This window comes from Sphingomonas lacusdianchii (assembly GCF_022664395.1).
Taxonomy (GTDB): domain Bacteria; phylum Pseudomonadota; class Alphaproteobacteria; order Sphingomonadales; family Sphingomonadaceae; genus Sphingomonas; species Sphingomonas lacusdianchii.
In genome coordinates this window covers 47,060-59,542 of sequence record NZ_JAKRET010000005.1, presented here as the reverse complement: position 1 = coordinate 59,542, position 12,483 = coordinate 47,060, and the positions used below count along the sequence as shown (strand labels likewise).

11 protein-coding genes are annotated in these 12,483 nt (G+C 65.3%); 4 read left to right on the top strand and 7 right to left on the bottom strand.

The window, feature by feature from the left end; genetic code table 11:
- Position 1: 1 nt before the first annotated feature.
- From dnaE to MF607_RS08340, 5 genes are all read right to left on the bottom strand, one after another.
- The gene (gene dnaE / locus MF607_RS08360) at positions 2 to 3,589 is read right to left on the bottom strand and encodes a DNA polymerase III subunit alpha (RefSeq protein WP_242117436.1); all 3,588 of its coding nucleotides are present in this window, start codon (positions 3,587 to 3,589) and stop codon (positions 2 to 4) included.
- Between the two features lie 120 nt (positions 3,590 to 3,709).
- Positions 3,710 to 4,189, bottom strand: coding sequence for a glutathione peroxidase (locus MF607_RS08355; RefSeq protein WP_242117435.1), 480 nt, complete (start codon positions 4,187 to 4,189; stop codon positions 3,710 to 3,712).
- Positions 4,186 to 4,860: an ABC transporter ATP-binding protein gene (locus tag MF607_RS08350; RefSeq protein ID WP_242117432.1), complete on the bottom strand. Its 675-nt coding sequence runs from the start codon at positions 4,858 to 4,860 to the stop codon at positions 4,186 to 4,188. Before MF607_RS08350 ends, MF607_RS08355 begins: the two co-directional genes overlap by 4 nt.
- Positions 4,853 to 6,103: a lipoprotein-releasing ABC transporter permease subunit gene (locus MF607_RS08345; protein ID WP_242117430.1), complete on the bottom strand. Its 1,251-nt coding sequence runs from the start codon at positions 6,101 to 6,103 to the stop codon at positions 4,853 to 4,855. Before MF607_RS08345 ends, MF607_RS08350 begins: the two co-directional genes overlap by 8 nt.
- A gap of 833 nt (positions 6,104 to 6,936) precedes the next feature.
- Positions 6,937 to 7,131 (bottom strand): hypothetical protein, encoded by a 195-nt coding sequence (locus MF607_RS08340; RefSeq protein ID WP_242117428.1) that lies wholly within the window; start codon positions 7,129 to 7,131, stop codon positions 6,937 to 6,939.
- 105 nt (positions 7,132 to 7,236) lie between these two features.
- On the opposite strand from MF607_RS08340, the gene MF607_RS08335 reads away from it, so the two are divergent.
- Complete coding sequence (locus tag MF607_RS08335; RefSeq protein ID WP_242117426.1) at positions 7,237 to 7,725, top strand: Hsp20 family protein; 489 nt, start codon at positions 7,237 to 7,239, stop codon at positions 7,723 to 7,725.
- Between the two features lie 333 nt (positions 7,726 to 8,058).
- On the opposite strand, the gene pyrG is transcribed toward MF607_RS08335, so the two are convergent.
- Both pyrG and secG read right to left on the bottom strand, forming a co-directional pair.
- Positions 8,059 to 9,708, bottom strand: a complete 1,650-nt coding sequence (pyrG, locus tag MF607_RS08330) for a CTP synthase (protein WP_242117424.1) — start codon at positions 9,706 to 9,708, stop codon at positions 8,059 to 8,061.
- Positions 9,709 to 9,802: 94 nt separating this feature from the next.
- On the bottom strand, positions 9,803 to 10,162 hold the full coding sequence (gene secG / locus MF607_RS08325) for a preprotein translocase subunit SecG (protein ID WP_242117422.1): 360 nt from the start codon (positions 10,160 to 10,162) through the stop codon (positions 9,803 to 9,805).
- Positions 10,163 to 10,385: 223 nt separating this feature from the next.
- On the opposite strand from secG, the gene MF607_RS08320 reads away from it, so the two are divergent.
- The 3 genes from MF607_RS08320 to argC are packed head-to-tail and all read left to right on the top strand — an operon-like array spanning position 10,386 to position 12,461.
- Entirely contained in the window at positions 10,386 to 10,709 is a 324-nt protein-coding gene (locus tag MF607_RS08320) for a MarR family transcriptional regulator (protein WP_056401160.1), read from the top strand.
- Positions 10,642 to 11,535 (top strand): C40 family peptidase, encoded by an 894-nt coding sequence (locus MF607_RS08315; RefSeq protein ID WP_242117419.1) that lies wholly within the window; start codon positions 10,642 to 10,644, stop codon positions 11,533 to 11,535. Before MF607_RS08320 ends, MF607_RS08315 begins: the two co-directional genes overlap by 68 nt.
- Positions 11,532 to 12,461, top strand: coding sequence for an N-acetyl-gamma-glutamyl-phosphate reductase (argC, locus tag MF607_RS08310; RefSeq protein WP_242117417.1), 930 nt, complete (start codon positions 11,532 to 11,534; stop codon positions 12,459 to 12,461). Before MF607_RS08315 ends, argC begins: the two co-directional genes overlap by 4 nt.
- Positions 12,462 to 12,483 lie beyond the last annotated feature (22 nt).

Here is a 12,483-nt window from a genome sequence, read left to right as displayed (position 1 = left end):
CCTATCCGACGGCGGCGATCGGTGGCTTCACCGTATCGAACGCCGCTTGGGCGACACCTTGCAGCCTGCCGACCCGTTCGGCAAGCTCGCCATCAATCCGAAAATCGCGACCCAGGCATACCCGAGCTTCGATTCCGTCGATGGCGGGTACCGATACCCAGATTTCGCCACGCCCGCCACGCTCGACCATCATCAATCCCGCCAGCGCCGGATAGGCGGCAGCATCGTCGATGGTCAGGTCCAGCCGCAGCCGCACGTCGCGCGCGATCATATCGAACGGCTTCAACGCCTTGACGGTCGCCCGCGCACTCTCGTCGCCCGCGCGGCGATCGAGTTCGAGCGTGAACAGTCCGCACCCGCCGACCTTGCCCGCCGCTTCCAGATCGTTCGCCGGCCCCTCGTCGAAACACGTCACCGGCACCTGTCCGGTCGCGTCGGACAGCGTCGCCATCATGTAGCGCTTGCCCCGCGCGGAGGTACGCCAGCGTGCATCCTCGACCAACGCCGCCACCGTCGCGCCGACTCGCCCGCCCTCGGGCACATGGGTATCGGCGAGATCGGCGATCTTGCGCGCACCATGGGCACTGGCGAGATGCGCGTAGCGATCGAGCGGGTGGGCCGAGAAATAGAAGCCGAACGCGTCCTTTTCCGCCGCGATCGCCTGGGTCAGCGACCAATGCACGTCGGGCATCCGGATCGCCGCCTCGACCGCGCCACTCGCCTCACCGAACAACCCGCCCTGCCCGCTCGACCGGTTCGCTTCGGTCCGCTGCGCCGTCGCCATCAGCGTGTCGGCGAGCGCATGGACCCCGGCACGGTCGAGTGCGATACAGTCGAACGCGCCCGCCGCCGCCAGCGTTTCGATCTGGCGCTTGTTCAACAGCTTCGGATCGACCCGCGTCGCGAAATCGTCGAGCGACTTATACGGTCCCTTGGCCCCGCGTTCCTCGACCATCAATTCCATCGCGCGCTCGCCGACGCCCTTCAGCGCCGACAGCGCATAGCGCACCGCAAGGCCGCCTTCGGTCTCTTCCACGCCGAAGGTCGCGTCACTGGCGTTGATGCACGGCGGCAGGCAGTCGATCCGCAGCCGTTTCATATCATCGACAAAGATCGCCAGCTTGTCCGTCTGCGCATAATCGAACGCCATCGATGCCGCATAAAATTCGTGCGGATGATGCGCCTTCAGCCATGCCGTCTGATACGCCAGCAACGCATAGGCGGCGGCGTGGCTCTTGTTGAAGCCATAGCCTGCGAACTTGTCGATCAAGTCGAACAGCTCATTGGCCTTTGCCGCCGGGATGCCGTTCACTTCGGCACAGCCTTTGACGAAGATCGAGCGCTGCGCGTCCATCTCCGCCTTGACCTTCTTGCCCATCGCGCGGCGCAGCATGTCGGCGCCGCCGAGCGAATAGCCGGCCAGGATCTGTGCGGCCTGCATCACCTGTTCCTGATAGACGAAGATCCCGTAGGTCTCCTTCAAGATCGGTTCGAGCAGGTCGTGCGGGTAGATCAACTCCTCGCGCCCCGCCTTGCGCGCGCCGAACGAGGGGATGTTGTCCATCGGCCCCGGCCGGTACAGCGAGACGAGCGCGATGATGTCGCCGAAATTACTCGGGCGTACCGCGGTCAGCGTTCGCCGCATCCCTTCCGATTCGAGCTGGAACACGCCGACCGTATCGCCGCGCTTGAGGAGTTCGTAGGTCGCTTCGTCATCCCAGAGCAGACTGTCGAGATCGACGACAATCCCGCGCCGCGCCAACAATTCGACCGCGAATTTGAGGACCGAGAGCGTTTTCAAGCCCAGAAAGTCGAACTTCACCAGGCCCGCGCCCTCGACATATTTCATGTCGAACTGCGTCACCGGCATGTCCGATCGCGGATCGCGGTACAGCGGTACCAGTTGCGCCAACGGCCGGTCGCCGATCACCACGCCCGCCGCGTGGGTCGAACTATGCCGCGGCAACCCCTCCAGCTTCATGGCAAGGTCGAGCAGCCGCCGGACATCCTCCTCGCGCTCGTACTGCTGGTTCAGCTCCGAGACGCCGTTGATCGCGCGGTCGAGCGTCCATGGATCGGTCGGATGGTTCGGGACCAGCTTGGCGAGGCGATCGACCTGACCATAGCTCATCTGCAACACGCGGCCGGTGTCCTTGAGCACCGCGCGGGCCTTCAGCTTACCGAAGGTGATGATCTGCGCCACCTGATCGCGGCCATATTTCTGCTGGACGTAGCGGATGACCTCGCCACGCCGGGTTTCGCAGAAGTCGATGTCGAAGTCGGGCATCGACACACGTTCGGGGTTCAGGAAGCGTTCGAACAGCAGCCCCAGCTTGATCGGGTCGAGATCGGTGATGGTCAGCGCCCACGCGACCGCCGAGCCTGCACCCGAACCACGGCCCGGCCCGACCGGAATATCGTGATCCTTCGCCCATTTGATGAAGTCGGCGACGATCAGGAAATAGCCCGGAAACCCCATCTGGCAGATGACGTCGAGTTCGAAATCGAGCCGTTGGAAATAGTCGGGGAACCGCGCGACCAGTTCGTCCTCGGACAATTCCGGCACCTTGCCGGTCACGGCGGGCGCCGGCGCATCTTCCCATGGCGCGGGTGCCTCCACCGCGACCTCGGCAGTCACCATGCCCGCTTCAAGCGCGACGATCTTGCGCAGCCGATCGACCAGGCCCGCGCGCGAATCGACGCGCAGCTTCAGCGCCTCACCCTCGCGATCGCCGGCAAGGCTCGGCAGGATCGGCTTGCGCTTCGGGGCGGCCACCGCGCAGCGCTGCGCGACGACCAATGTGTTGGCCAGCGCTTCGGGCAGGTCGGCGAACATCTCCTGCATCACCGGCGCGGGTTTCAGCCATGCCTGTGGCGACGAACGCTGGCGATCCTCGCTGGCAACATAGCTGGACGACGCGATGCACAGCATGGCGTCGTGGGCGTCGTGGAAGTCGGCATCGGCAAAACAGCACGGATTGGTCGCGACCAGTGGCAGGTCGCGGGCATAAGCGAGGTCGAGCAAGTGCGGTTCCGCCTTGGCCTCGATCGCATCGTCGCGCCGAGCGATCTCGACATAGAGCCGGTCGCCGAACAGCGCCTGCAACCGGTCGGCATAGGCCGCCGCCTCATCGTCGCGCCCCGCAGCGAACAGCCGCGCCAGCGCGCCGTCGCCCGCTCCGGTCAACGCGACCAGCCCTTCGCTGCGCCCGATCAGGGCATCGATCGGCACGTGCGCCGGAATTTCGACCGGCCGGTCGAGATGCGCCATCGACACCAACGCACATAGATTGTCGTAGCCGCGCGGATTCTGCGCATAGAGCGGCAGCCAGTCGATCTCCGGCTCAACACCATCCGCCCCGCCCGGGCGCGCGACGGCCAGCAACGTGCCGACCACCGGCTGTACGCCCTGATCCTTGCACGCGTCGGAGAACGCCATCGCCGCATATAGCCCGTTGCGGTCGGACAGGCCGGCAGCAGGAAAGCCCAGTTTGCGCGCGACCTTGGCAATCGCCTTCGGATCGATCGCCCCTTCCAGCATGGTGAAGGAGGAGAAGATACGAAGCGGTACGAACCCGGAATGCGCCATCCGATGGACCTAACCATCCGACCGTGATTCGACCAGTGGGCGCGCGGTTACAAATGCCCCTGCGTCATCCCGGACTCGATCCGGAGTGACGTTGTGGAGCGGGTGTCGCGAACGACGAACTTACCCCAACGCCGCGACGATCGCCCCTTCAAGGTCCTCAGGCTTTGTGGTCGGCGCGAACCGCTGCACCCGCCCGTCGCGCCCGACCAGGAATTTGGTGAAGTTCCATTTCACCCCCTCGCTGCCCAGCACACCCGGCGCGGCCTTCTTCAATGCCCGGAACAGCGGCGCGGCCGCTGCGCCATTCACATCGACCTTGGCGAAGACGGGAAAGCTGACGTCATAGGTCAGCGAACAGAATTGCGCGATTTCCGCCGCGTCGCCCGGCTCCTGCCCGCCGAACTGGTTGCAGGGGAAGCCGAGCACTGCGAAGCCCTGCGCGCCGAACCTGCGGCGCAGCGCTTCCAGCCCGGCATATTGCGGCGTGAAACCACATTTGGACGCGACGTTGACGATCAGGAGGACCGTGCCGCGATAATCGGCCAGCGTCGTCTCGGCACCGTCGGCAGTCCGCACCGGCAGATCGTACAGGTCGCTCATGCGAGCACCCCGTCGTGCAGGCGGACCACCCGGTCCATGCGGTTGGCCAGCCGCTCGTTATGCGTCGCGACCAGCGCCGCCGACCCCTGCCCGCGCACCAGCCGGACGAATTCGGCGAACACCACATCGGCCGTCGCCTCGTCCAGATTGCCGGTCGGTTCGTCGGCGAGCACCAGTGCGGGGCGATTGGCCAGCGCGCGCGCCACCGCCACCCGCTGCTGCTCGCCGCCCGATAACTGGCTCGGCCGATGGTCGAGCCGCTTGCCCAATCCAAGCGCGGTCAGCAATTCCTCGGCCCGCGCATTCGCCTCCGCCCGCGTGCCGCCACGTACCAGTTGCGGCAGCACGACATTCTCCAGCGCGTTGAAATCGGGCAGCAGGTGGTGGAACTGATAGATGAACCCCATCCGGTCGCGCCGCACCTCGGTCCGGCGATTGGCACCAGCCTTCGCGACCTGTTCGCCACAGACCAGAATCTCGCCCTCGAAGCCGCCTTCGAGCAGGCCGACCGCCTGCAACAGCGTCGACTTGCCCGACCCCGAAGGTCCCAGCAGCGCGACGATCTCGCCCGGCGCGATGGTCAGGTCGACCCCGCGCAGCACGTCGATCGTCACCGCGCCTTGCGTAAAGCTCCGCTGCAATGCGCGGGTCTGGAGGACCGGTTCAGTCATAACGCAGCACCTGCACGGGATCGGTATTGGCCGCCTTGAACGCCGGATACAGCGTGGCGAGGAACGAGAAGAGCAAGGCGACCAGCGCGATCGTCACCACCTCGACCGGATCGACCTTCGACGGCAATTCGGTGAGATAGCGCATCGTCGGGTCCCAGATATCGATGCCGGTCACCGCGCCGATGCCCTCGACCACCTTCTGCCGGAAGGTCAGGAACACGAAGCCAAGGATCAGCCCCGCCCCCACGCCCAGCGCGCCGATTGTCGTGCCGACCGTCATGAAGATGCGCAGCAGCCCGCCGCGCGTCGCCCCCATCGTCCGCAGAATCGCGATGTCGCGCGTCTTGGCGCGGACCAGCATGATCAGCGACGACAGGATGTTGAACACCGCGATCAGGATGATGATCGACAGCACGGTGAAGGTGACGATCCGGTCGACCGACAGCGCCTGGAACAGTTCGGAATTGAGCTGTCGCCAATCGGTGATCTGGGCGCTGGCGACATATTTCTCGCGCAACGGCGCCAGGATGCGGCCGACATCGTCGGGGTCGGACGTCTCCAGTTCGATCGATCCGACCGAATCGCCGGTCAGCAGCAATTGCTGCGCATCCTCGATCGGCATGATGACGAACGCCTTGTCGTAATCATATACCCCGACCTCGACGATCGCCGCGATGCGATAGGGCACCTGCCGAATCATCGTGCCGAACGGGGTCGTCGGCCCCTGCGGGCTGATGATCGTGATCTCGCTGCCGACGGTCACGCCCAGCGCCATCGCCAGCCTGCTGCCGATCACGACATTGCCGCTGCCCGGCGTCACCGCGTTCAGCGACCCCTGTTTGACATTGTCGCGGATCGTCGGGTTGTCGCGGATATCCTCGATCCGCATGCCGCGCATCAGGATGAATTCGGACCGGCCGTTATAGGTCGCGAACAGCGGCTGTTCGATCAGCGGCGTCGCGCTGGTAACGCCCGGCGTCCGCCGTGCCTCCGCCGCGATACGACGCCAGTCGGGCAGCTGATTATTATACCCCTGGATCAGTGCATGGCCGTTCAGCCCGACGATCTTGTCGAACAACTCGGCGCGGAAGCCATTCATCACGCTCATCACGATGACCAGCGCGGCGACGCCCAGCATCACCGCGACGAGGCTGATCGATGCGACCAGCGCGATGAACGCCTCGCCCCGTCCGGGCAGGAGATAGCGGCGGGCGATCATCCGCTCGTAACGCGATAGCAGCATAAGGGCGGTCGGTGTCCTCGAACGGGGGCGTTGGTCGGGCTGTAGGTAGGCGCGGGTCCGACTTCAATCCATGCTGTTGCCGAATCGACACATGGTTAGCAAAACCGTAGCAAAGCTGCCGCAAAGCCGGTGACAGAATAGGCGCGGTTCCGTATCGAGAGTGCCACGAAGCGCAGGCAAGCAAGGCCACGGTTCGGGGAGGCCAACCGGCTCCGCCCTGGAAGGGGGGAAGGGGCGTAGAAGCGGTGGCAACCAAGGGGGCTGACGAACGATCGTCACGCAGGCGGCCGGGCTGGTGACAGTCCGGCCGTTTGCCGTTTCAGGGCCTTTTGGTTCCGGGATGAAAGGCCATGACGGGTATCCGGCCTCCATTGCATCGGATCACGCGGCTGATTGTAAGTCACTTGGATCGTTATCTATTGTGGTCACTGCTGGCAGCAGCCGTGCGTCAAAGTTCACAAAGTTCACGCTTGCCGCAGTGCGTCGGGCCAACCGATACGATCGATAGAAGCGGCTAGAGCGGTTTCCGACCAGCTTGAACCACCGTCATCGCCCTACGGGCGACCGCTGACGCGGCGGGGTGATTTCGGCTCGGGGCAGCGTTGCTTCGTCGGTCACGATGCTTCGGCATCGCTCCCTCCTTGCGCCTCGCCCCGAACCAAAATCACCTCCGTGCCGGTGATCCAACCTGATCGGAAACCGCTCTAGAAGTCGATGTGCCGGCCGACCATCGCGCATGATGGCGCGGTCGCTTCTTGTAGGACAGCGGGCGATCCGCGACCTGACAACATTCACTCCATCACACGGGGCTTTGACCGACGCACACCCCATCGTCATTCCCGCGCAGGCGGGAGTCCATATGGGCCAAGGCCGCCGATCCGTCGGAGGCGATAGCGGCTATGGATTCCCGCCTGCGCGGGAATGACGAAGATGCGTTGCAGTCCCTGACTATCAATCGCCCTTGTTCCGAGCAATCGGTCGCGGAGCGCCGCAAAAAATTCGCCGAAGATCCGCTTGAAGCCCTTCACCTTCGAACCATATCGGTTCGCGAACGGTGCCTTTGGGCCGTTCACGAACCGGCATCGCTTTGTGGATGCCGCTCGGTTCAACTCGCTTCATCTGGAGGATTTGACATGCGTAGCTTCGACTTCACCCCGTATCGCCGCTCGACCATCGGTTTCGACCGTCTGTTCGACATGCTCGAAAACAACGCGCGCGCGACCACGGGCGAAAATTATCCGCCCTTCAATCTCGAACGCCTCGCCGAGGATCGCTACCGCATCACGCTCGCGATTGCCGGGTTCAAGCGCGAAGAGGTGGACATCACCGCCCAGCAGAACCTGCTCGTCGTCTCGGGCCGTAAGGCCGACCAGACCGACGCACAGAAGAGCGCGGTCCTGCATCTGGGCATCGCCAACCGCAGCTTCGAACGCCGGTTCGAACTGGCCGATTTCATCGTCGTCGAACACGCCGACCTTGCCGATGGCCTGCTGACCATCGACCTGCGTCGCGAGGTCCCCGACGCCATGAAGCCGCGCCGGATTGCGATCGGCGGCACGACCGAACAGCCGGTCATCGCGAACGACGCGACCAAGACCGACGATCCGGCACACGCTGCCTAAACTACGGCGCGCTGCTCCCTTGCGCGCCGTGGGCGGGCGCCCGAACCGGATGGGTTCGGGCGCCCGTTCCGATTCTTCGGATCGGTGGCCGAGCGATGCGACATCTCCGCCAGCTCTTTCGCGACTTATGCAACAGTCCCGAGCGTAGCCGAACAAGAGCCGTACCCCGGCGAAGGCCGGGGTCCAGTTGGGAAGGTTCCTCCGCCGATCACCGAAGTCCCCCAACTGGGCCCCGGCCTTCGCCGGGGTACGATCCAGGCGAAGGTCTCGAATTGAAGCGGGACCCCGGGGTCGCCCTGGGATGACGTAATTGGTGGGGCTACCCTGTGCGCCTCAGACCAACCGCGACTGCTTCACCGCCGCGGCGATAAAGCTCGCGAACAGCGGGTGCGGGTCGAACGGCTTGGACTTGAGTTCCGGGTGGAACTGCACGCCGACGAACCACGGATGGTCGGGCCGCTCGACGATTTCGGGGAGCATCCCGTCAGGCGACATGCCCGAAAAGACCAGCCCACCCGATTCGAGCAGGTCGCGATAGCCGGTATTGACCTCGTAGCGATGGCGATGCCGCTCGCTGATCGTCGTGCCGCCATAGATCGACGCTACCACCGAATTGCCGGTCAGCGTCGCCTCATAGGCGCCCAGCCGCATCGTGCCGCCCAGATCGCCGTCCGATTCGCGCTTCTGGATGCCCTCGGGGCTCATCCATTCGGTGATCATGCCGACCACCGGTTGCTCGGTCGGACCGAATTCGGTCGACGACGCATCCGGAATGCCGCCGGTCGTGCGCACGCCCTCGATACACGCCATCTGCATCCCGAAGCAGATGCCGAAATAGGGCACCTTGCGTTCCCGCGCGAAGCGGACGCTGGCGATCTTGCCCTCGGCACCGCGCTCGCCGAATGCGCCGGGGACGAGGATCGCGTGGCACGGCTCCAGCTCGGCGGCGACCAGGTCGTGATCGCCCTCGAACAGTTCCGCATCGATCCAGCGGATATTGACCTTCACCCGGTTGGCGATGCCGCCATGGACCAGCGCCTCGTTGAGCGACTTGTACGCGTCCTGCAGCCCGACATATTTGCCGACCACGCCGATCGTGACCTCGCCTTCGGGATTCTGCAGCCGGTCCATGATGTCGCTCCAGCGCGACAGGTCCGGATTGCCTTCCGGTTCGATACCGAAGGCGCGGAGCACTTCGGCGTCCAGTCCTTCGGCATGATATTGTTCGGGCACCGCGTAGATGCTCGGCGCGTCAAGCGCGGGGATGACCGCGCCCGCCGGCACGTTGCAGAACAGTGCGATCTTGGCGCGCTCGCTTGCCGGCAGCGGCTTTTCGCAGCGGCAGACCAGCACGTCGGGCTGCACGCCCAACGCCGCCAGTTCACGGACCGAATGCTGGGTCGGCTTGGTCTTCAGCTCGCCCGCCGCCGCGATGTACGGCACCAACGTGACGTGGATGCTGATCGAGCGGCCCCGGCCCAGTTCGTTCTTGAGCTGACGGATCGCCTCGATGAACGGCAGCGATTCGATGTCGCCGACCGTGCCGCCGATCTCGCACAGGACGAAATCGAGGTCCTGCCCGTCGTCATCGACGGTATCGGCCTGCGCGAACGCCTTGATCGCGTCGGTGACGTGGGGGACGACCTGCACCGTCGCGCCCAGATAATCGCCGCGCCGTTCGCGCTGGATGATCGTCTGGTAGATGCGCCCGGACGTTACGTTGTCCGACTGGTGCGCCGCGACGCCGGTGAAGCGTTCATAATGGCCGAGATCGAGGTCGGTCTCCGCCCCGTCGTCGGTCACATAGACTTCGCCATGCTGATAGGGCGACATCGTGCCCGGATCGACGTTCAGATAGGGATCGAACTTGCGGATGCGGACCTTGTAGCCGCGCGCCTGCAAGAGTGCTGCGAGAGAGGCGGCCATGAGGCCCTTGCCGAGCGACGAGACCACGCCGCCGGTGATGAAGATATACCGCGCCATGGGAGATATCGCCTAGCGTCGAACGCCATCGCCGCCAAGCGCGGGATTGCTCCCACGCCCGCGAAATACGACGGACCGGTTGATGAAAGTGGGTTTAGCGGGCCAGCGGGACCGCGCCGTTATCGGCACCCGTCAGATTGCCGATCGGATCGGCGGCCGGATTGACCGGCCCGCTGGCGGCGGGCGGCGGAGTCGTCGGCCGCGCCAGCGAGGTATCGATCGAGTTCGCCCCCCGATTCGCCGCGATCACCGCCAGCGCGATGCTCATCGCGATGAACAGCCCGGCGAGGATCGCGGTCGCCCGCGTCAGGAAATCAGCCGCTCCCCGCGCCGACATCAGCCCCGACGGGCTACCGCCGGTGGTCAGCCCGCCGCCTTCCGACTTCTGCATGAGGATCACCGTCACGAGCAGCGCGGCGATGATCGCATGGACGACGAGCAGGAAGGTGAACATGGTCGGGGAACATTTCCGAAAGAAAGGAGTGCGAGTTCGAAGCGCGGCACATAGGCGAGGCTGCCGCGCCAATCAACCGAGCGCCACCGACCAATCCGTAACATTATCGTATCGACCGGGAAACCAAGCGCGCAATTGCGACGTTCATCTTTCGACCCCGCCTCACGGCCTGTATCGACGTTAGGTTGCTGCGATGTTCCCCACGATCCCCTTGAAGAAATGGATGGACGGCCTGGTCGACTATGTACGCTCGGGCGAGCCGGACCTGACCAACCGCCAGATGGCGCTGATGATGATCGTCTATCTGCAACCCGGCCCCCATACCGTCCGCGGTCTGGCACGTGCGCTGAACGTATCGAAGCCGGTCGTAACGCGCGCCTTGAATCGTTTGGGTACGCTCGGCTATCTCCGCCGCCAACGCGACGATGCCGACAAGCGCAACATCTTCGTCGCTCAGACCAGCGAAGGGGCCAATTTTCTTGCAGAGTTCGGGCAGTTCATGGGCGGCGACGGCGTCGGCGACTTCCAACGACGCGCCAGCGCGTAGCCGCTTCGCGCTGCGCGGCCGGTCGGTCGCGCTCGATTCCCGGATCGACGCAGTCCGCCGTGATCTGGCCGATATCCGTCTCGCCGACCGGGTGTTCGCGCCGCATTATGCCGTTCCCGCCCGCCGCAGCGTCGGCCTGACGACCTCGATCCTCGACGCCCCCGACGGCATCGTCGTGTCGCAGGCGCTTGCCGGCGAACCGTTCGACGTGCTCGAATTCACCTCGACCCATGGCTGGGGCCGCTCGCCGATCGACGGCAGTGTCGGCTTCGTACCGCGCGATGTGCTGGTCGAGGCTTATGACGCGACGCATGTCGTCGTGGCTGCGAAGGCGGTTCTGCATGCCGACCGCTCGCTCGATCGCCCCCTCCCCCTGTCGCTGCCGATGGGCTGCCGCGTTGCGGCGGTGCCGGCAAATGACGAATGGGCGGAGGTCGATGGCGGTTATGTCCTGCGGGCAACGCTCTTGCCGCTTGGCGACGATGTCGGCGATGCGGTAGCCTATGCGACCCGGTTGCAGGGGGTGCCGACGATCCCCGGCGGCCGGTCCGCCGAAGGTGTCGATGCCGCCGGTCTGGTCTTTCTCGCCCTGTCGCTGGCCGGGTCGCCCCCGCCCCGCTTCCTCGACCTGCAGGCCGAGACGATCGGCACGCCGCTGGCCGTCGGCGATCCGCTGCGACGCGGTGATTTGATCTACTTTAACGACCATGTCGCAATGCTGGTCGATAGCGATACCGCCATCCATGCCGACGACGTCGTGCGGTGCGAACCCGTCGCCGCGCTCGACCGGTTCGGCCCCATTCGCGCCCGGAGGCGCCCCGCATGACCGTTCGTGTCTTCATCGATGGTGCCGCCGGCACCACCGGCCTCGAAATCGCCGACCGGCTGTCGGGCCGGACCGAGATCGACTTCATCACCCTCGACGATGCCAGGCGCAAGGATCCGGCGGCGCGGCGCGAGGCGCTGAACGATGCCGATTTCGTCATCCTCTGCCTGCCCGACGACGCGGCGCGCGAAGCGGTGTCGCTGATCGACAACGACCGGACCCGCGTGATCGACGCCTCGACCGCACACCGTGTCGCCGATGGCTGGACCTATGGCATGGCGGAGCTGGAGCCGGCCCAGCCGGGCGCGATCGCGACGGCGATGCGGGTGTCGAATCCCGGCTGCTATCCGACCGGTTTCCTCGCGCTGGTCCGGCCGCTGGTCCGCGCCGGGCTGATCCCGCACGAATGGCCGGTCAGCGTCAACGCCGTCTCGGGCTATTCGGGCGGCGGCAAGGCAATGATCGCCGCGTTCGAGAATGGCGAGACCGATACCGCATGGCTCGGCTATGGCCTGTCGCTGGCGCACAAGCATGTGCCGGAAATGCAGCGTCACGCCCGCCTCGCCCATCCGCCGCTGTTCCAGCCTTCGGTAGCGCGCGCCTATCGCGGAATGGTGGTCGAGGTGCCGTTGCCGCTCTTCGCCTTCCACCGCCGCCCCAGCCTGTCGGCGATCGAGCAGACGTTGCGCGAGGCCTATCGCGAATCGCCGGTGGTGCGCGTGCTCGACGGCGACGACAGCGCGATCCCGATCGAGGCCGATGCCGGCACCGACCGCCTCTCGCTGCGCGTGTTCGGCAATATGGAAACGGGCCAGGCGCGGCTGGTCGCGACGCTCGACAATCTGGGCAAGGGCGCGGCCGGGGCGGCAGTGCAGAATTTCAACCTGATGGCCGGATTCGACCAGACGGCGGGACTGACACTGTAAATACGGCCGGTTTGTAATATTC